This is a genomic window from Devosia sp., from assembly GCF_041917035.1.
Taxonomy (GTDB): domain Bacteria; phylum Pseudomonadota; class Alphaproteobacteria; order Rhizobiales; family Devosiaceae; genus Devosia_A.
This window is the reverse complement of record NZ_JAYRYM010000055.1, coordinates 1-18330: the sequence shown is the minus strand read 5'-3', so window position 1 is coordinate 18330 and position 18330 is coordinate 1. Positions and strand designations below refer to the sequence as shown.

At 66.3% G+C, this 18330-nt stretch carries 18 protein-coding genes; 6 read left to right on the top strand and 12 right to left on the bottom strand.

The features are described from left to right. Window positions 1-462, top strand: a 462-nt coding sequence (locus ACE3TU_RS08275) for a zinc-binding dehydrogenase (protein ID WP_374622624.1), incomplete at its 5' end; no start/stop codon positions are given. Between the two features lie 197 nt (window positions 463-659). Here the strand turns inward: ACE3TU_RS08275 and ACE3TU_RS08270 are convergent. Then, window positions 660-878, bottom strand: a complete 219-nt coding sequence (locus ACE3TU_RS08270; RefSeq protein WP_374622622.1) for a hypothetical protein — start codon at window positions 876-878, stop codon at window positions 660-662. A 102-nt stretch (window positions 879-980) separates the two neighbouring features. On the opposite strand from ACE3TU_RS08270, the gene ACE3TU_RS08265 reads away from it, so the two are divergent. Continuing rightward, entirely contained in the window at window positions 981-1526 is a 546-nt protein-coding gene (locus ACE3TU_RS08265) for a DUF924 family protein (protein ID WP_374622619.1), read from the top strand. Here ACE3TU_RS08265 and ACE3TU_RS08260 read toward each other — a convergent pair. Continuing rightward, the gene (locus ACE3TU_RS08260) at window positions 1523-2440 is read right to left on the bottom strand and encodes a sugar kinase (RefSeq protein ID WP_374622616.1); all 918 of its coding nucleotides are present in this window, start codon (window positions 2438-2440) and stop codon (window positions 1523-1525) included. The two genes, ACE3TU_RS08265 and ACE3TU_RS08260, sit on opposite strands and share 4 nt — an antisense overlap. Window positions 2441-2586: 146 nt before the next feature. Between ACE3TU_RS08260 and ACE3TU_RS08255 the strand changes: the two genes are divergently transcribed. Further along, the gene (locus ACE3TU_RS08255) at window positions 2587-4059 is read left to right on the top strand and encodes a mannitol dehydrogenase family protein (RefSeq protein ID WP_374622613.1); all 1473 of its coding nucleotides are present in this window, start codon (window positions 2587-2589) and stop codon (window positions 4057-4059) included. Window positions 4060-4264: 205 nt separating this feature from the next. On the opposite strand, the gene ACE3TU_RS08250 is transcribed toward ACE3TU_RS08255, so the two are convergent. The 10 genes from ACE3TU_RS08250 to ppk2 form a co-directional block, all read right to left on the bottom strand. Continuing rightward, the gene (locus ACE3TU_RS08250; protein WP_374622611.1) at window positions 4265-5422 is read right to left on the bottom strand and encodes an iron-containing alcohol dehydrogenase; all 1158 of its coding nucleotides are present in this window, start codon (window positions 5420-5422) and stop codon (window positions 4265-4267) included. A 164-nt stretch (window positions 5423-5586) separates the two neighbouring features. After that, a complete protein-coding gene (locus ACE3TU_RS08245; RefSeq protein ID WP_374622608.1) occupies window positions 5587-6969 on the bottom strand; it encodes an aldehyde dehydrogenase family protein in 1383 nt (460 codons plus the stop codon). A 16-nt stretch (window positions 6970-6985) separates the two neighbouring features. Then, complete coding sequence (locus ACE3TU_RS08240) at window positions 6986-7408, bottom strand: type II toxin-antitoxin system VapC family toxin (RefSeq protein ID WP_374622605.1); 423 nt, start codon at window positions 7406-7408, stop codon at window positions 6986-6988. After that, window positions 7392-7832, bottom strand: coding sequence for a hypothetical protein (locus ACE3TU_RS08235; protein WP_374622603.1), 441 nt, complete (start codon window positions 7830-7832; stop codon window positions 7392-7394). The genes ACE3TU_RS08240 and ACE3TU_RS08235 overlap by 17 nt, the downstream gene beginning before the upstream one ends. A 61-nt stretch (window positions 7833-7893) precedes the next feature. Beyond that, entirely contained in the window at window positions 7894-9255 is a 1362-nt protein-coding gene (locus tag ACE3TU_RS08230; RefSeq protein ID WP_374622601.1) for a glutamine synthetase family protein, read from the bottom strand. 72 nt (window positions 9256-9327) lie between these two features. Next, window positions 9328-10389, bottom strand: coding sequence for a C4-dicarboxylate ABC transporter (locus tag ACE3TU_RS08225; protein ID WP_374622599.1), 1062 nt, complete (start codon window positions 10387-10389; stop codon window positions 9328-9330). A 55-nt stretch (window positions 10390-10444) separates the two neighbouring features. Then, complete coding sequence (locus tag ACE3TU_RS08220) at window positions 10445-11770, bottom strand: TRAP transporter large permease subunit (RefSeq protein ID WP_374622596.1); 1326 nt, start codon at window positions 11768-11770, stop codon at window positions 10445-10447. After that, complete coding sequence (locus ACE3TU_RS08215; RefSeq protein WP_374622594.1) at window positions 11770-12279, bottom strand: TRAP transporter small permease subunit; 510 nt, start codon at window positions 12277-12279, stop codon at window positions 11770-11772. The genes ACE3TU_RS08220 and ACE3TU_RS08215 overlap by 1 nt, the downstream gene beginning before the upstream one ends. Further along, window positions 12272-13096 (bottom strand): N-formylglutamate amidohydrolase, encoded by an 825-nt coding sequence (locus ACE3TU_RS08210; RefSeq protein ID WP_374622591.1) that lies wholly within the window; start codon window positions 13094-13096, stop codon window positions 12272-12274. Before ACE3TU_RS08210 ends, ACE3TU_RS08215 begins: the two co-directional genes overlap by 8 nt. A gap of 110 nt (window positions 13097-13206) precedes the next feature. After that, window positions 13207-14064: a polyphosphate kinase 2 gene (gene ppk2, locus ACE3TU_RS08205; protein ID WP_374622589.1), complete on the bottom strand. Its 858-nt coding sequence runs from the start codon at window positions 14062-14064 to the stop codon at window positions 13207-13209. Between the two features lie 106 nt (window positions 14065-14170). Here ppk2 and ACE3TU_RS08200 point away from each other — a divergent pair, with 106 nt between their 5' ends. From ACE3TU_RS08200 to pstC, 3 genes are all read left to right on the top strand, one after another. Next, window positions 14171-15451 carry an ATP-binding protein gene (locus ACE3TU_RS08200; protein ID WP_374622586.1) on the top strand — a complete coding sequence of 427 codons (1281 nt, stop codon included), beginning with the start codon at window positions 14171-14173 and terminating at the stop codon, window positions 15449-15451. 244 nt (window positions 15452-15695) lie between these two features. Then, window positions 15696-16733 carry a PstS family phosphate ABC transporter substrate-binding protein gene (locus ACE3TU_RS08195; protein ID WP_374622584.1) on the top strand — a complete coding sequence of 346 codons (1038 nt, stop codon included), beginning with the start codon at window positions 15696-15698 and terminating at the stop codon, window positions 16731-16733. Window positions 16734-16804: 71 nt separating this feature from the next. Continuing rightward, entirely contained in the window at window positions 16805-18184 is a 1380-nt protein-coding gene (pstC, locus tag ACE3TU_RS08190; protein WP_374622581.1) for a phosphate ABC transporter permease subunit PstC, read from the top strand. The last annotated feature ends 146 nt before the right edge of the window (window positions 18185-18330 follow it).

Genomic DNA, 18330 nt, shown 5'->3' with positions numbered 1-18330 from the left:
GCCGGGGCCGACGTGACGGTCGTCGATGCGGCGCCGGACAAGATCGAGGCCACCCGCGCGCTCGGCTTCCGCACCTTCTCGGTCGCCGAGACCGAGGGGAGCGCATTCGCCGCCATCCGCGGCACCGGCTTCGATGCGGTATTCGATGCGACCGGCTCGATCCGCGCCATGAACGCCTCGCTGTTCCACACCCGCAACGGCGCCAGCTATACCCTGGTCGGCGTCATCAAGGGCGATCTGGTCTTCCCCGACAGCGAGGTGCACCGGCGCGAACTCACCATCCGCGCCTCGCGCAACGCCATCAAGGCCGATTTCGAGCACGTCATGGCCTCGATCCGCCAGGGCCTCATCCCCACCGATCGCCTCGCAACCCACACCACCAGCCTCGACCGCGTTCCCGAAGACATGCCCGTCTGGGCCCACGACCGCACCGGCGTGATCAAGGCGGTGGTCACGGTGTAGTCCCGGGCCCCACCGGGTTCGTGTTTGCGCTCGTACCTCTCCCACCCACGGTGTCACCCCGGCGCAGGCCGGGGCCCAACCTGAGATGCGGCCCCACCGCTGAGCGTGCGGAACGCGCTGGGTCCCGGCCTCCGCCGGGATGACATCGAGCGTGTGGCCAGGTTGCGCACCACGGCACGCGGCCTCGTTCGCCGCGCCTATTCCGTCTTCGCCCAGCCCACCGCCCGCGGCGTCACGTCGACCGAAATCTCCTCCGAGCCGAGCAGTCGCGCCACCACCTCCGGCGGGTCCTTGACCACATGCACGCCCGAGACCGTGTCCACCTTGGTGTCGCGCAGTCCCTTGACCACCGCCACCACGTGGTCGGGATTGATGTAGATGACCCCGTCGGGGGTATCGAGCTTGACGAGCCGCATGGTGGTCTCTCCGGTTTGTACTCTGGCCGGTGGCCATCATCGCCGCTGCGGGTTAAGCATCCCGCCAGAATCGCCCTCGAGACGCGAAGAACGGAGCACCCCATGCACGCCGCCCAAGACGTCCTCGACTTCTGGTTCGTCGAGCACGGCGAGAAGGACTGGTTCGGCGGCAAGCCGGAGTTCGACGCTGCGCTGGCGGCGCGCTTTCTCCACACCCATCGGTCCGTCGCCGGCGGCGAGGCGGCCTTCTGGCGCGCCAGCCCCTCCGGCCGCCTCGCCGAGATCATCGTGCTCGATCAGTTCTCGCGCCAGCTGTTCCGCGGCCGGGCGGAGGCCTTCGCCTCCGATGCCATGGCGCTCGAGCTCGCCCGTGCCGCCATCGCCGCCGGCGACGACCTGAGGCTCGAACCGCGTCGCCGCCAGTTCGTCTACATGCCGTTCATGCACGCCGAATCGCTGGCCGTGCACGAGGCCGAGTCCATCCCGATCTTCGAGCGCCACGGCGACGAGGGTCTGCTCGCCTACGAGATGGCCCATGTCGAAGTGCTGCGCCGCTTCGGCCGCTACCCGCGCCGCAATTCCGCGCTCGGACGTGCGTCCACCCCCGCGGAGCGCGACTACATCGAGTCCGGAACCGGGATGTTCTAGCCCCGCCGCACCAGCGCCATGTCGACCAGCGCCCCCTTGTGGCCGATCACCACCCCGGCGACGCGATGCGCGTCGCGCGCCGCTTCCACCGGATCGGCGCCGCGCGCCCGGGCGCCGAGATAGCCGCCATTGAACGAGTCGCCGGCCCCGGTGGCGTCTACCACCTTCGCCGCCCTGGTCGCCGGCACATATGCGCGCAACCCGTCCCGTGTCGCCACCAGTGCCGGCTCCGCCCCGTTCTTGACCACCACTTCGCTGGCCCCGATCGCCAGGTAGCGCTCCGCCGTCGCGTCCGGCGAGGCATCGCCGAACAGCGGCGCCTCGTCGGGATGGGTGGGCAGCACGATGTCGGCAATGGTCGCCGCCGCCGTCAGCGTCGAGGCCATCACTTTGGGCGAGGTCCACAGCGCCGGCCTCAGGTTGGTGTCGAACACCACCTGCGCCCCCGCCTCGCGCGCCGCGACGATGGCCTTCATCAGCCGCCCCCGCGCCCGTGGCGAAAGGATCGCCATCGAGATGCCGGAGAAATACACCGTGTCAGCGCCGGCCAGCCCCGCCCCGAGTGCCTCGGCGTCGTCGGCCAAGAGCTTCGCCGCGCTCTGCCCGCGCCAGTAGGTGAAATGCCGGTCGCCATGCGCCTGGTGGATCAGGTAGAGGCCGGGCCGCCGGCCGGGGATGGTCTGGATGCGGTCGGTGCCGATCCCGGCCTTGCCGATGAAGGCCCGCATCTCGGCCGAGTACATGTCGTCGCCGAGCGCCGTGACATAGTCGACCTGCCAGTCCTCGGGCAGCATCGCCCGCGCGTACCAGGCCGTGTTGAGCGTGTCGCCGGCATAGCCGAGCCGATACAGGCCCTCGTCGCCGCCGCTCATTTCGATCATCGCCTCGCCCACGCTCACGAACCGCTTGCTCAATGCCGCTCCCTCCCCAGTCCGCTCGCTTATGCCGGGCTTGGCGCCGCGGTGCAACCGGAGCGCCGTCGCCCGCACTGGCACACGCGCCGGCACTCCGCTATGGGTCCGTCATGGGGGAGGCCGCCTGCCCCTGTGGGAGATCAGAGATGCCGCGCCTCAGCAATCGAGTTATCCACGCCGATCCCGTTCAGAATGGTGACCTGATGGTGCCGAAATACCGGCGGGAACGTGTCACGCCTGGCATTGTCCACCTCGGCATCGGCGCCTTTCACCGCGCCCACATGGCGGCCTATGTCGATGATCTGCTTGCCGATAATCCGGGCTGGGGCATCATCGGCGCCTCGCTACGCCGCCCCGACACGCGCGACGCGCTGGCCCCGCAGGATTTCCTCTACACCCTCGCCGTCCGCGATGCCTCGGGCACCCGCTGCCGCGTCATCGGCTCTATCCTCGACGTCCTCGATGCCAATACCCAGCGCGGCCAACTCATTGAAACCATGGCGGATCCCAGGATCCGCATCGTCTCGCTCACCGTCACCGAGAAGGGCTATTGCCACGATCCGGCGACCGGTGCGCTCGACGAGCAGCATCCAGATATCGTCCACGATCTGGCCCACCCTGACAGCCCGGTCAGCGCCCCCGGCCTGATCGCCGCCGCCCTCGAGCTGCGCCGCCGGCGCGGACTTATCCCCTTCACCGTCATGAGCTGCGACAATCTCCCCTCGAACGGCAAGACGGCGCGTCGCATCGTCACCCGTTTCGCGGAGCTGCGGAGTCCGGAACTGGCGACATATGTTCGAACCGTGAGTTTCCCGTCGACGATGATCGACCGGATCGTCCCCGCCACGACCGATGCCGATCGAGAGATCATCAGGCAGATCATCGGCTTGGACGATGCCTGGCCGATCATGACCGAGCCCTTCACGCAGTGGGTGATCGAGGACGATTTCCCCGCCGGCCGCCCGCCATTCGAGAGCGTCGGTGCCCAACTGGTCGACGATGTCGAGCCCTTCGAACTGATGAAGCTCAGGATGCTCAACGGCAGCCATTCGACCATGGCCTACCTGGGCTACCTCTCGGGCTACCAGCATGTCAGCGAAGCCATCGCCGATCCGGCGATCCGCCGGCTCGTCCATGGGCTCATGACCGAGGAAGCGATGCCGACGCTGCCCATGGCGCGCCCGGTGCTCGAGGCCTATCGCGATCAGCTCCTCGCCCGCTTCGCCAATCCCGCCCTGAAGCATCGCACCTGGCAGATCGCCATGGACGGCACGCAGAAACTGCCGCAGCGCCTGCTCGGCACCATCCGCGACCGGCTGGCAGCAGGGCAGGGGATCGAGCGCCTGGCGCTCGGCGTCGCGGCCTGGATGCGCTATGTCACGGGCATCGACGAGGCTGGCAACCCCATCGAGGTCAAGGACCCTCACGCCGCCCGCTTGCGCCAGATCGCCGACGCGGCAGGACATGACGCCGCGAGGCTGGCCAAGGGCCTGTTGGCCGTGTCCGAAGTCTTCGGCACAGACCTCCCGCTGAACCCGGCGTTCGTCGAACCCGTCACCAGGCACCTGCAATCACTGCTGGAACTGGGCGCGAAGGCGACAACAGGGCAGGTCGCCTGAACCTCCCCTCACCCGCCTCGGCTTCGCCCAGCCACCCTCTCCCTCAAGGGGAGCGGGCAGGTCGGGGTCGGACCGCGCCCCGGCCGCCTCCTTCTCCCCTTGCGGGACTTCGAGCCGGTCGCGCAGCGATCAATCGCTCCAGCGGAGCGATTGAAGGCGAAGAAGGTGCCCGATAGGTCGGATGAGGGGTGTTCTGCGTCGGCGCCTACAGCCGCCCGTCCATGGCCCGGTCGAAGATTTCCAGCGCCCGTGCCTTGGTCAGTTCGATCGGGTTGCCGCCGGCGGTGGGGTCGACGATCGCCATGTCGCCGATCAGGTCGCGCTTCTCGGTGTCCACCTTGAACTCGCGCAGCGTGTTGGGCACCCCGAGCTTGGCGCGCAGCGCATTGATGGCGTGCAGGAACCCGTCGAAGTTCGGGGCGAGGCCGCAATAGGCCGAAAGCCGCGCGATCCGGGCCTCGATGGCGTCGCGGTTGACCACCAGCACATAGGGCATGAACACCGCATTGGTCATGCCGTGATGCGTGTCGTACAGCGCCCCGACCGGATGGCTCAGCGCGTGGATGGCACCCAGCCCCTTCTGGAACGCGGTCGCCCCCATGGCTGCCGCGCTCATCATGTGCCCGCGCGCCGCGATGTCGTTGGGCTCGGCGGCGACCTTGGGCAGGTTTTCGAGCGCGAGGCGGATGCCTTCGACCGCAATGCCGTCCGCCAGCGGATGGTACCCCGGCGCGCAATAGGCCTCGAGGCAGTGCGCCAGCGCGTCGAACCCGGTCCCCACCGTGATGAAGCGCGGCATGCCGACTGTCAGCTCGGGGTCGGCAATCACCACCTTCGGCATCATCAGGGGATGGAAGATCACCTTCTTGGTGTGCGTGGTCTCATCGGTGATCACCCCGGCGCGACCGACTTCCGAGCCGGTGCCGGCCGTGGTCGGAACGGCGACGATGGGGAAGATTCCCTTGGGGTCGGCGCGGGTCCACCAGTCGCCGATATCCTCGAAATCCCACATCGGCCGGGTCTGGCCGGCCATGAAGGCGATGACCTTGGCCGTATCGAGCCCCGAGCCGCCACCGAAGGCGATGACGCCATCATAGCCCCCGGCGCGCAGCACCTTGATGCCCGCCTCGACATTGGCCGAAATCGGGTTGGGCTTCACGTCGGCGAAGAGTCCGGCCTCGATTCCCGCCGCCTTGAGCAGGGCCAGCGTGTTCTGCGTCACCGGCAGCGGCGCGAGCCCGGCATCCGTCACCAGCAGCGGCCTGACGATCCCCGCCGCCTTCAGCGCTTCGGGCAGCTCCTTAATCCGTCCGGCGCCGAACTTCACGGCGGTGGGGTAGTTCCAGTTGGCCTTGGTCGTCATCTTCCCAGTCTCCCGATGCCCGGTTTCCCGCCGGGCGATGGCGCTGTCAGCGCCCCATCCACGATGTCATCCCGGCGCAGGCCGGGACAAATCCAGAAATCTATCCCCGCGCGCTGGCACGAGGGTATTATCCTCGCCACACGCGAACGGAGAACCTGCCGGCCTCACACCGCTCTCAGATGATAGCTCTTCGGCTGCGTCAGGTTCTGGTAGCCGATCTCGCTCAGCGCGCCACCCTTGCCGGTGTCCTTGACCCCGGTCCAGACCAGTGCCGGATCGAGATAGTCGCAGCGATTGGCGAACACCGTTCCGGTTTCCACTTTCGCGCCGATCCGTGCCGCGGCATCGAGGTCCTCGGTCCAGATCGAGGCGCTCAGCCCGTACGGGCTGTCGTTCATCAGTTGGATGGCCTCGGCGTCGTCGGCAACCTTCATGATGCCGACCACCGGCCCGAAGCTCTCCTCGCGCATCACCGACATCTGGTGGTTGACGCCGGTCAGCACTTCCGGCGCGAGATAGGGCGAGCCCTCCTCGTCGAGGTCGTGCCTGGTGTTGAGATGCGCCCTGGCCCCCTTGCGCAGCGCCTCGAGCGTCTGCCCGCGCACCAGGTCGGCGAAGCGGGGCGTCGCCATCGGCCCGACCAGCGTGTCGGCCTCGAGCGGATTGCCGAGCGTCCAGCCCTTCGCCACCTCGACGAAGCCGGCGACGAACCGGTCGTAGACATCGGCATGCACATAGATGCGTTCCACCCCGCAGCAGCTCTGCCCCGAGTTGAAGAACGAGCCGTCGACGAGATTTTCGACCGCGTAGTCCAGCTTGGCGTCGGCCCGCACGTAGGCCGGGTCCTTGCCGCCCAGTTCGAGGCCCAGCGAGGCGAAAGTGCCCGCGGCGGCACGCTCGATCCGGCGCCCGCCCTCGACCGACCCGGTGAAGTTGACGTGGTCGATCTGGCCCGACCCGATTAGCCTTTCGGTATCGGCGTGGTTGAGCACCAGGTTCTGGAACAGCCCGTCGGGCAGCCCCGCCGCCTTGAACGCCTCGGCGAAGCGCTCGCCCACCAGCAAGGTCTGGCTGGCGTGCTTGAGGATCACCGCATTGCCGGCCATCAGCGCCGGCACGATCGAGTTGATCGCGGTCAGGTAGGGGTAGTTCCACGGCGCGATCACCATCACCAGGCCGAGCGGCTCGCGCGCGATCCAGCGGGTGAAGCCGGGCTTGTCCGGCCTCGGCGAGGGCCTGAGGCTTTCCTCGGCGATCGCGATCATGTGGCGCGAACGTTCTTCGACGCCGCGTTTTTCGCCGCCGAAGCGCACCGGCCGGCCCATCTGCCAGGCCAGTTCCGGCACGATCTCCTCGTTCATGGCGAGCAGCGCGTCGAGGAAGTGCTCGAGGAACTTGGCGCGTTCCTTGACGGTCACCTCGCCCCACGCCTCGCGGGCCCTGCGGGTTCTCGCCACCGCGGACTCGATTTCCGCGCCGGTCGCGATCCTGCGCTCGGCATAGACACGCCCGTCGATGGGCGAGACGATCTTGACCGTGTCGGTCATGGGAAAAGTCCTTTGTTCAGCATGCCAGTGCGCGGACGTGGCCCCTGGCCGCGTACTCGAGGATCAGCCGGTCGCGCGTTACGATGGTCAAGTCAAGTGCCCGCGCCGTCGCAATGATGATCCGATCGGCGGGATCGCCATGGATGGGTGCGGGCAGGAGTGAGGAATCGATCAGGATCTCCGCCGTCAGCCCCTCCAGTGCAAGCCCCGGCAGTTGCAGGAATGCCCGAAAGATGGCCGCTGGAGGCTGCGCCATGGCCGCCCTGCCGCTCTTGGCCAGCAGTCCGAGTTCCCAGGCCGTGATCAGTGACAGCCGGATCATCGCGCCGGCATCAGACGCCCCGTCGATCGCCTCCACGGCCTCCGGCTCCATCGGCGCCTGCTGCGCCAGCCATATTGCGGCGCAGGTGTCGAGCAGCAGGCTACTCGTCCTCGCCATACAGCTCTTTCCACTCGGCGAACGCCGGCTCGGTAAGGTCCACGCCCGGCAGGATGGTGATCATCCCCTTGAGCGCGCCCCAGGCAGGGTGACGAAATGGCTTCTTGACCGTTGCCGCTTCCGACTTGATCGCCTGCCCCGCCCTGAACTTCGCCTGTTTCGTCTCTCCGAAACCCTCCGCTCCACCATCCGGAACGAAACGAACTCTGCCCGCTGCGACATCGACGTCTTCTGTGCGGTAACCTGCCGCCATCCACGCGGTGGACTGTACATGTGTCCCGCCGCTATTGCTCCACCACGCGGGATAGCGACGCGCCGAAGCCGGCAGTGAAGCCCCCAGGATTTCCTCGATACTGTCGAAAGAAATCTCAACGGTACCCGCGGCTTGGCTCAGGTGGCGGAACAAGCCATCATACTTCGACATCGCACCCTCATTGCTGTAACCTAGTACAGTCTGGTGCGATGTACAACGGCAATGTACAGTCCTAGCTCCTCTCGAAGCCGCGCTTCAGCTCCCAGTCGGTGACCCGCCGGTCATACTCGAACTGTTCCCATTCGCCGGTGTGCAGGTAGTGGCCGATCACCTGCTCGCCGAACGCCTCCTTCAGCATCCTCGATTTGCGCAGCGCCTCGAGCGCGTGCCGCAGGGTCTTGGGGATCTCGCGCAGCTTCTTGCCGCGGTAGGCGTCGCCCGCGTACGCCGCCTCGAGCTCCAGCTTGTCCTCGATCCCCTTGAGGCCGGCCGCCAGCATCGCGGCGAAGGCGAGGTAGGGGTTGAGGTCGGCTCCGCCGATTCTGCACTCGATGCGCACGCCCTTGGTGTTTTCCCCGCACAGCCGGAAGCCGGCGGTGCGGTTGTCACGGCTCCAGATCGCCTTGGTCGGGGCGAACGTGCCGACCTGGAAGCGCTTGTAGGAGTTGATGTAGGGCGCGAGGAAATAGGTGATATCCGAGGCATAGGTGAGCAGGCCGGCCACATAGTGGCGCATCGTTTCGCTCATCCCGAACTCGGCCTTGGGGGCAAAGAAGACGTTGCCCCTCTTGTCGGCAAGGCTCATGTGCACGTGGCTCGACGAACCGGCGAGGCCGAAGTCCCACTTGGCCATGAAGGTCACGGCCTTGCCCTGCGCGTGGGCAATCTCCTTGATGGCGTTCTTCATCACCACGTGCCGGTCGGCCATGGTCAGCGCCTCGGCATAGCGCACGTTGATCTCTTCCTGCCCCGGGCCCCACTCGCCTTTGGAGTTCTCGACCGGAATCCCCGATTCCTGCAGCAGGTTGCGCACCGCGCGCATCACCCCCTCTTCCTTGGTGGTCTGGAAGATATGGTAGTCCTCGATGTAGTAGCCGGCGGTGACGAGGTTGCGGTAGCCCTTGTCGAACGCCGAGCGAAAACCTTCGTCGAACAGGAAAAATTCGAGTTCCGAGGCGAAGTTGGCGGTCAGCCCCATCTTGTCGAGCCGGGCCAGTTGCGCCTTGAGGATGGCGCGCGGGCTGTGCGGCACCGGCTCATGGTGGTGATGGTCGACCAGGTCGGACAGCACGATGGCCGTGCCCTCGAGCCAGGCGGCCTTCATCAGCGTCGAAAGGTCCGGCTTCATCACGAAGTCGCCGTAGCCGCTACCCCAGTTTGCCGCCTCGTAGCCGGGCACCGGTTCCATGTCGATGTCGTTGGCCAGCAGGTAGGTGCAGCCATGCGTCTCGTCGATGGCGCCCTCGAGGAAGAACTCGGCCCGGAATCGCTTGCCGATCAGCCGCCCCTGCATGTCGGGAAAGGCGACGAGCACGGTATCGATGGTGCCGGCCCTGACGTCGGCTTTGAGCTGTTCGAGCGAATAGGCTGGCATGTGTCGGCTCCTGGTAGCGTGTTCTTGTCATTGCGACCCGGCCGCCGAAGCGGCCGGGTCGAGGCGTGTGGATCAGCTGTAGCGGTAAGGTGCGCCGGCCTTTTCCATGTCGGCATTGTACTGCTTGATGATCTCGACGACCTTGGCGCTGCGCGGGCTCTGCCCGGCGATCTGTTCCCAGAAGGCCTTGGCATCGTTCTCGACCGTCTTCCATTCCTCGGCCGGAATGGTGGTGAGTTCAAGCTTTCCGTTGATGCGGAAATTGGCCTCGCCGGCCCAGTACCAGTGCTGGCGGTAGTAGTGCGAGCTGTCGATCATCATCCGGTAGAGCTGCTGCAGGTGCGGCGGCAGCGCCTTCCATTTGGCGGTATTGACGAAGTACGAGCCGGCCCAGGCGCCCGACAGCGGGTTGGTCAGGTAGTACTTGAGCACATTGGCCCAGCCCACGGTGTGCAGTTCCGTCGTGCCGCTCCAGCAGATGCCGTCGAGCTCGCCGGTCTGCAGCGCCGGCTCCACGTCTTCGTAGGGCAGCGTCACCGGCACGACGCCGTACTTGGCAAGGAACTGGCCGGCGGTCGGGAAGGTGTAGACGCGCAGGCCGTTGAGGTCGGCGAGGCTGCGGATCGGCTTGGTGGTGCCGAAGTTGCACGGATCCCAGGCGCCGGTGGACAGCCAAGTCACGTCCGGAATCTCGGCGTAGGCCTCTTCCCAGATTTCCTTCAGCCCGCGCCAGTGCCACAGCGCCGGCACGTCGAGCGAGTAGCGCGAGGCAAGCGGGAAGTAGGCGCCGAACACCTTGATGTCGACGGGCGCCGCGGCGGAATCATCGTCGCTCTGCGCGGCATCGATCGTTCCGGTCTGCACGGCGCGGAACAGTTCGCCGTGCGGCACCAGCTGGTCGGCGGTGTAGAGTTCGATCTCCATCTCGCCATTGGCCGCGGTGTTGAACCACTCGATGGCATTGCCGACCACGTGTTCGGACAGGGCCGGGCCGGCATAGGTCTGCAGGCGCCACTTGATCGGCGACTGCGCCCGCACATGCGGGGCGGCCAGCGCCGTGGCGCCGACGGCCCCGGCGGTCACGAGGCCCGCCTTCTTCAGGAAGTCGCGTTTGTTGAGTTTGGTCTCACTCATTTGTCATTTCCTTTCCCGGTTGAAAAAAGTCCAGTCGCCACAACGTTTTGGGGGCTCAGCGCCCGGTATATGCCTGCGGTAGCCACAAAGCGATCTGCGGGAACAGCATCAGCAGGATGATCGTCAACACCATCAGCGCCGCGAACGGCCCGATGGAGCGGTAGATGTCGGAGAGGGTGATTTCCTTGGGCGCCATGGCGCGCATCAGGAACAGGTTATAGCCGAAGGGGGGCGTGATGTACGCAACCTGGCAGGTGATGGTGTAGAGCACGCCGAACCAGATCAGGTTGAAATCCAGTTCCTTGACCAGCGGGATGTAGAGCGGCGCGACGATCACCAGCATGGCCGTGTCGTCGAGGAAGGCGCCAAGGATCAGGAAGCTGACCAGCATCAGGATCAGGATGCCCCAGGGCTCGAGTCCGAACGTGTTGAGCAGCAGCGCTTCGATGGCCTTGACTGCACCGAGCCCGTCATAGACCGCCGAAAAGCACAGCGCGCCGAGGATGATCCACAGGAACATCGAGCTGATGATCAACGTGCTGCGCGTCGTGGTTTCCAGCACCGCCCAGCTCAGTCGCCGCGACAGCGCCGCGGCGATGGTCGCCAAGAGGGCCCCCACGACCGAACTCTCCACCAGGCTGGTGACGCCCGACATGAACAGCCCCATCATGATGCCGAACACCGCCAGGGGCAGGAACCCGGCCCGCAACAGGCCGAGCTTTTCCGCCAGCGTGAACTGGTCGCGCTCCTCCTTTGGCATGGCCGGCGCGATCGAGGGCTGCAGTCGCGCACGGATGTAGATGTATGCGATGAACAGCCCCGCCATCAGCAGGCCAGGCAGGATGCCCGCCAGCCACAGTTGCAGGATCGGCTGCCGCGCGATCATCGCGTAGAGCACCAGCACGACGCTCGGCGGTATCAGGATGCCCAGCGTCGAGCCGCCCTGGATCACGCCGGTGACCATGACCTTGTCGTAGCCGCGCTTGAGCAGTTCCGGCAGCGCCACCGTGGCGCCGATCGCCATGCCCGCGACGCTCAGCCCGTTCATCGCCGAGATCAGCACCATCAGCCCGATCGTGCCGATCGCGAGGCCGCCGCGCACCGGACCGAACCAGACGTGGAACATGCGATAGAGATTGGACGCGATGCCGCTCTCGCTCAGCATGTAGCCCATGAACACGAAGAACGGCACGGTGATCAGCGGGTACCAGTTGAGTACCTGGAAGGCGGCGTTGAACGGCAGCTCGACCGACCCCTGTCCCCACAGCCACAGCGCCGCCACCGAACCGACGAATCCGATCACGCCGAAGACGCGCTGCCCGGTAAAGAGCAGCACCATCATGGTGGCGAACATGAACAGGGTGATCAGTTCCGAACTCATCAGATGGTCTTCCCGCGCGCCGCCGCGATGTCGCGGAAGAAGTTTGCGATGAACTGCAGCAGCATCAGGCAGATGCCGATTGTCATGACCGTCTTGACCGGCCACAACAGCGGTGCCCAGGCGGAGTAGTTCTTCTGCCCGTAGGTGATGGCGTAGCTGGTGCTCGACACCCCTCCCCACAGCATCACCACAAGGTAGAAGACCACGAACAGGGCGGTGAACGCGTCGATGCCGGCTCTGCGCTGCGGCGTCATCCGCGACCAGAACAGGTCCATTCGCACATGGCCGTCGCGCTGCAGCGTGTAGGCGCCACCCAGCAGGTAGTAGGCCGACAGGATGAACTGGCTCATCTCCAGCGCCCAGTTCACCGGCGCGCCGAAGAACAGCCGCGACAGCGTCGAGGTCAGCAGCACCCCGGCGAGGACGAAGAACAATGCCATGGCAAAGCGGCCGACCCACAGGTTCAGCCGGTCTACCGCATGCACGAACAGTCGGATGGGTTTAGGCACGCTGGAGAACCTCCGCCGCAGGGGATGCACGCCCGCCGGCGGGCAGGGCCAGGCGCGCCGCTTCGAGGGCGCCGGCCAGCCGCAGCGACCAGCGCGCCACGCCGTCCGCCTCGAGGATCTCGTCGTGCCGGATTTCGATCATCGATGCGGCAAGGCCGCGACCATCGCCATGATGCTCGAGCGTGTAGGTGACCCCGTTCATTGCCGAATACGGCTCGTTCCAGCCGACGTTGAGGTCCGGCGTGTCGCTCACCAGCGCGTCGCGCAGGGCCGCGGTGAAGTGTGTGTCCTGGCCGTGGATCAGGCCGATCGGCCACGGCCGCGCCACATCCTTGTAGACTGGGGTGAACGAATGCACCGTCACGAGGATCGTCTCCTCCCTGCCGGCGGCGCGGCAATCCAGGACACTCTCGAGCGCCGCGTGGAAAGGGGCGTGGAAATCGATCAGTCGCCGCTGCCGCTCGGTATCGCCGACATGCAGGTTGCCGGGGATCTCGGTGCGCTCGCTGATCGTCGGGATCAGGTCTGCGGCATCGTGTCGCCGATTGCAGTCGATCACCAGCCGGCTGACCGTCGAGGCGATCAGCGGTGCATCCAGCATCTGTGAAAGCTGCGTCGCCACGGCCATCGCGCCCGGGTCCCAGGCGATGTGCATCAGGCGCTGGTGCGGGGTGAGCCCCAGGTCGCCATAGGGCGCCGGGATGCGATTGGAAGCGTGGTCGCAGGCCAGCACGAAGCGACCTCTGCCGCCCGGATTGACCGTCAGCACGGGCGACATGACGCTTGCCTCGAGCCCCGACGCAGTCTGGTAACCCATTCAGTCCCCTCGGTCGTGCGGGCTGCCCGCCCCGCTCGGGGCGCCACTTCTCGCGCGCCCCGTCCGTTCACGGACAGTTGAGGGTTTTTTGACCGTCCGGTCAATACGGCTCACAATGTCCGGTGCGCCCGGGCAAACTGCTCCGGCGTGAGCACGATCCGACGATCGATTCCGCCGATCGCGTCGGTATCCTTGCCCTTGTAGTCGAGCCCGTGCAGCACCGTGCGGATCAGCCCGAGCTTGCCGCGCTTCTTGTCGTTGTTGAGCACCACCCACCAGGGGGCATGGGCGCTGTGCGTGGCCTCCAGCATGCGGTCGCGTGCTTTCGAATAGTCCTCGTAGCGCTTGAGGGCCTCGAGATCGACGGGCGACAGCTTCCACACCTTGAGCGGGTCGTGCCGGCGGTCGTGGAAGCGCTTGAGCTGCATTTCGCGTCCGATGGCGAGCCAGAACTTGAACAGGTGGATGCCATCGTCGATCAGCGCCCGTTCGAAGTCCGGCACCACCTTGAGAAAGTGGCTGGACTGCTCCGGGGTGCAGAAGCCCATGACTGGCTCCACTCCCGCCCGGTTGTACCAGCTGCGGTCGAACAGGGCCTGCTCGCCGGCCGCTGGCATCCAGTCGACATAGCGCTGGAAGTACCATTGCGATCGCTCGCGGTCGGACGGCTTGGTCAGCGCTACCCACAGGTTGAAGCGCGGGTTGAGGTGTTCCAGATAGGAGTGGATCGCCCCGCCCTTGCCGGCGGCGTCGCGCCCCTCGAAAACGATGACGATGCGCTTGCCGGTCTTGGCCTGGTCGTGCTGCAGCAGTGCCAGTTGCCGCTGCACCGCAAGCATCTCCCCCTCATAGGCCTCCCGGTCCATCTTCTCGTCATAGGGGAACTCGCCCGACCCGAGGGCCCGCTTGCGGATCGCGCGCGGCAGTACCGGGTCGTCGAGATTGAAGGCGTCGGCGGCATCGGACATGGAGGCACTCCCGGAACTGTCATAACGGCGTCACAAGCGTGCTATGAACACCGCCGGCTGGCAAGGCGGGGCCGAATCGGTCGGCTCCGCGACGGGAATGCGCCGCATGGCCGACGACGTGCAGCAGAGTGCGGTTGCGGCGCGGACCTGGATCGGCCGGGTTCGCGGACGGCTGCTCGGGCGCACCCTGCTGCTGCTCGCCATCGGCCTCATGCTGCTCTCCCTGTCCGGCCTCCAGCTTCTGGCTCCCTGGGTGGGAGTGCTGGCGTTCGTGTCCGTGGTGTTGCTGGTCGCCATCGTCCCTGACACCGCGGAGTCCGCCACCGACGCGGGCGAGGGGACCGCCGATGCCTCGCCCGCCTTCGCCGAGGCCATTCGGCTGTTCGCCGACGCGTTGCCCGATCCGACCATCATCGTCGACCGTCGCAGCGTCATCGTGCACCTCAACGCGGAGGCGCGGCGTCATTTCCCCGCCGTGGTCGACGGCAACCCGATCGCCTTCACCATGCGCTTTCCGCCGCTGCTGACGGCCATCGAGCGTGCCCGGAGTTCGGGATCGCAGACCATCGAGATGCACCAGGCGGTGCCCACCGAGACATGGTATCGCGCCACAGTCGCGCCGCTCTGGCCGGGCCAGCCGGCCAATGACGGCGTGCTGGTGATCAGCCTGCAGAGCCTCACCGAGGGCAAGCGGCTCGAGTCCCTGCGCACCGACTTCATCGCCAATGCCAGCCATGAGTTGCGCACGCCGCTCACCTCTCTAGTCGGCTTCATCGACACCCTGCTCGGACCGGCCGCCAATGATCGGGCGGCCCGGGAGCGTTTCCTGGGGCTGATGCAGGCCCAGGCCGGTCGCATGAGCAAGCTGATCGACGACCTGCTCTCGCTCAGCCGCATCGAGATGCGCCAGCACGTGCGGCCGACCGCGCCGGTCGATCTGGTGTCGCTGGCGCGTGAGGTGGCCGAGGCGCTCGGCAAGCTTGCCGTCGACGCCGGCGCGCCGCTCCGCCTCGATCTCCCCGACGCCCCCGTTGTCGTCGCGGGCGATCGCGACGAGCTCTATGAGGTCTTCGAGAACCTCGTCGAGAACGCCATCAAGTACGGTGCCGAGGGCGGCGCCATCGACATCGCCGTCGCCACCTCCAATCGTCCCGGTTTCGACATCGTGGCCACCGTCACCGACTACGGAGCAGGGGTCGCCGCCGAGCACGTGCCACGCCTCACCGAACGCTTCTACCGGGTCGATGCGGAATCGAGCCGCAAGAAGAAGGGCACCGGTCTCGGCCTTGCCATCGTCAAGCACATCGTCACCCGCCACCAGGGTCAGCTCACCATCCGCAGCCAGCCGGGGCAGGGGACCCGTGTCGAGGTGTTGTTGCGACGTTAGGGGGGGTGCCTGCCGGCCGCGGCCGACGGAGAGCCTGTCGCAATCGCGTGACAGCAACCGGTTGTTGTCAGAAAAGCCAATCAGGATCAGCGCGTTAACCTGTCACAAAAGCGCAATCGGATCGTCATAAAAGCATCAGCACACGACACATAGGTTGCGGCCGTCAGATGGCGGCGGGCAGCAGACCCGGTTGCCGATGGGCCGCTGGCCCGCATGTTCCGAATTCTTCCGAAAGGGAAATCCCATGAAGATCGCACTTTATGCAGGCGTTGCCGCGCTCGCCCTGTTTGCCGGAGTCGCCGGCGCTCAGGCGCAGACCCGTGACCAGATCCGCATCGTCGGCTCGTCCACCGTGTTCCCCTACACCCAGGCCGTCGCCGAGCAGTTCGCCGCAGCGACGGGGGGCGCCGCTCCGGTCGTCGAGTCGACCGGCACCGGCGGTGGCATGAAGGTGTTCTGCGAGGGCGTCGGTCCCGACTTTGCCGATATCACCGGTGCCTCGCGCGCCATGAAGAAGTCGGAGTTCGAGCTGTGCGCCCAGAACGGCGTCGAGTCGATCACCGAAGTTCTCATCGGCTATGACGGTCTGTCGATTGCTCACTCCAGTGCCGGTCCGGACCTCAGCCTGACCAAGGCGCAGATTTTCCAGGCGCTCGCCGCCGAAGTCGAGGTTGGTGGCCAGATCGTCGCCAATCCCTACAAGAACTGGAACGAGATCGACGCGGCCCTGCCGGCTGCCCCGATCACGGTCTTCGGTCCCCCGCCGACGTCCGGCACCCGAGACGCCTTCGTCGAACTCGTCATGCTGCCGGGCTGCGACGCTTTCGAGGCCATCAAGGCGCTCGAGGCCGACAAGAAGAAGGAAGTCTGCGAGCGCATGCGTCAGGATGGTCCGTTCATCGAGGCCGGCGAGAACGACAACCTGATCGTGCAGCGTCTTTCCGCCGATGCCAACGCCCTCGGCATCTTCGGGTACTCGTTCCTCTATGAGAACTCGGACAAGCTCAAGGACGTGGCCATCAACGGCGTTGAGGCCAACTTCGAGACCATCGCCTCGGGTGAGTACCCGGTGTCGCGCCCGCTCTACATCTACGTCAAGAACGCCCACAAGGGCGTCATCCCCGGCCTCACCGAGTTTGTGGACGAGTATGTGTCCGAGGCGGCTTTCGGCGATGACGGCTACCTGTCCGAGCGCGGCCTGATCCCGCTTCCGGCCGAGCAGCGCGAGACGGTGCGTGCCGCGGTCGCCGGCAGCACCGCGATGGCCGCGCCCGCCAAGTAAGGCTCGCAAGTCCGGCGGGTCGGACCCAGGTCCGGCCCGTCTCTCTTTCCCTTCCGCCATCGGAGGCAGTCTTGGCCGGCTACGTTGTTGCAGCGATCCTCCTCTTCTCGGCCGTGGCGTACTTCGTGGGCCGTGCCGCAGGCGAGCGTTTCGTCTCCGCCAACGGGGACCAGGTCCACTCCTTGCCCGGCTACCACGGCGCCTTCGTCGCCGTCTGGGTCGGTATCCCGGCCCTCATTCTCGTGCTGGTCTGGCTGTCTGCCCAGGGCTCCGTGATCGACGGGCTGGTCCTCGGTGGGCTGCCTGCGGACTTGGTCGCCGGCAAGACCCCGTCTGAGATCAACCTGCTGCTCTCCGAGATCAAGAACGTTGCGGCGGGGCACATCTTCTCCGAACCCACTCCCGAGATTGTCGCAGCATCGCAGGCCTTGCTCCGCTGGGACGAGATTGCACGCTGGGCCATGGTGGTGGTCGTGCTGGCCATGCTGATCGGCACGATGTTCGTGGCCCGCTTGCGGCTTGCTCCGCGTTTCCGGGCTCGCACCGAGGTCGAGCGGGTTCTCTCATGGCTGATGATCGCCTGCGCCGTCAGCGCCATCCTCGCCACCCTGGGGATCATCGTTTCGCTGCTGGCCGAGTCCTTTGCCTTCTTCCGCATGGTGCCGCTGCACGAGTTCCTGTTCGGGCTGCGCTGGGAACCCCAGATTGCCATTCGCGCTGACCAGGTTGCCGGCCAGGGCGCCTTTGGTGCGGTCCCGGTCTTTGTCGGAACGCTGGTGATCTCCTGCATCGCCATGGCGGTTGCCGTGCCGGTCGGGCTCTACACGGCGATCTACCTTGTCGAGTATGCCGACGAACGGGTCCGCAACATCGTCAAGCCCCTGCTCGAGATCCTCGCCGGCGTTCCGACCGTCGTCTACGGCTTCTTTGCGGTGCTGACCGTGGCGCCGGCCATTCGCCAGGCCGGCAGTTTGATGGGATTGGCCATCTCCCCCAACAGTGCCCTCGCAGCCGGCCTCGTCATGGGGGTGATGATCATCCCGTTCATCTCGTCGCTCGCTGACGATGCCCTGCGGGCCGTTCCGCGGTCCATGCGCGATGGCTCGCTGGCCATGGGCGCGACCCGGGCCGAGACCATGCTCAAGGTGCTGCTTCCCGCCGCGCTGCCGGGCATCATGGGCGGCATCCTGCTCGCGCTCAGCCGCGCCATCGGCGAGACCATGATCGTGGTCATGGCCGCCGGGCTCATCGCCACCCTTACCATCAATCCCATCGACTCGGTGACGACGGTAACGGTGCAGATCGTCACCCTGCTGATCGGCGATACCGAATTCGACAGCCCCAAGACTCTCGCCGCCTTCGCACTCGGACTGATGCTGTTCCTCGTGACGCTGGCGCTGAACGTCATTGCACTGACCATCGTGCGCAAGTACCGCGAACAATACGAGTGAGGCCCAGATGACCGAAGCTGTCGCCATGGCCGACCAGCAGGGGATTCGCAGCCAGACGGCCGCCGACCTGCGACGGCGTCGCTACGCGGCCGATGCACGGCTGCGCCTCTACGGCATCGTCGCCATTCTCAGTGCCGTCGGGCTGC

Bases quoted from the DNA above. Each gene is read 5' to 3' on its own strand.
- ACE3TU_RS08230 (WP_374622601.1), bottom strand. From the start codon at position 9,255: ATGCCAGCCTATTCGCTCGAACAGCTCAAAGCCGACGTCAGGGCCGGC.
- ppk2 (WP_374622589.1), bottom strand. From the start codon at position 14,064: ATGTCCGATGCCGCCGACGCCTTCAATCTCGACGACCCGGTACTGCCG.
- ACE3TU_RS08225 (WP_374622599.1), bottom strand. From the start codon at position 10,389: ATGAGTGAGACCAAACTCAACAAACGCGACTTCCTGAAGAAGGCGGGC.
- ACE3TU_RS08265 (WP_374622619.1), top strand. From the start codon at position 981: ATGCACGCCGCCCAAGACGTCCTCGACTTCTGGTTCGTCGAGCACGGC.
- ACE3TU_RS08200 (WP_374622586.1), top strand. From the start codon at position 14,171: ATGGCCGACGACGTGCAGCAGAGTGCGGTTGCGGCGCGGACCTGGATC.
- ACE3TU_RS08235 (WP_374622603.1), bottom strand. From the start codon at position 7,832: ATGTCGAAGTATGATGGCTTGTTCCGCCACCTGAGCCAAGCCGCGGGT.
- ACE3TU_RS08255 (WP_374622613.1), top strand. From the start codon at position 2,587: ATGCCGCGCCTCAGCAATCGAGTTATCCACGCCGATCCCGTTCAGAAT.
- ACE3TU_RS08270 (WP_374622622.1), bottom strand. From the start codon at position 878: ATGCGGCTCGTCAAGCTCGATACCCCCGACGGGGTCATCTACATCAAT.
- ACE3TU_RS08240 (WP_374622605.1), bottom strand. From the start codon at position 7,408: ATGGCGAGGACGAGTAGCCTGCTGCTCGACACCTGCGCCGCAATATGG.
- ACE3TU_RS08210 (WP_374622591.1), bottom strand. From the start codon at position 13,096: ATGGGTTACCAGACTGCGTCGGGGCTCGAGGCAAGCGTCATGTCGCCC.
- ACE3TU_RS08195 (WP_374622584.1), top strand. From the start codon at position 15,696: ATGAAGATCGCACTTTATGCAGGCGTTGCCGCGCTCGCCCTGTTTGCC.
- ACE3TU_RS08220 (WP_374622596.1), bottom strand. From the start codon at position 11,770: ATGAGTTCGGAACTGATCACCCTGTTCATGTTCGCCACCATGATGGTG.
- ACE3TU_RS08245 (WP_374622608.1), bottom strand. From the start codon at position 6,969: ATGACCGACACGGTCAAGATCGTCTCGCCCATCGACGGGCGTGTCTAT.
- ACE3TU_RS08250 (WP_374622611.1), bottom strand. From the start codon at position 5,422: ATGACGACCAAGGCCAACTGGAACTACCCCACCGCCGTGAAGTTCGGC.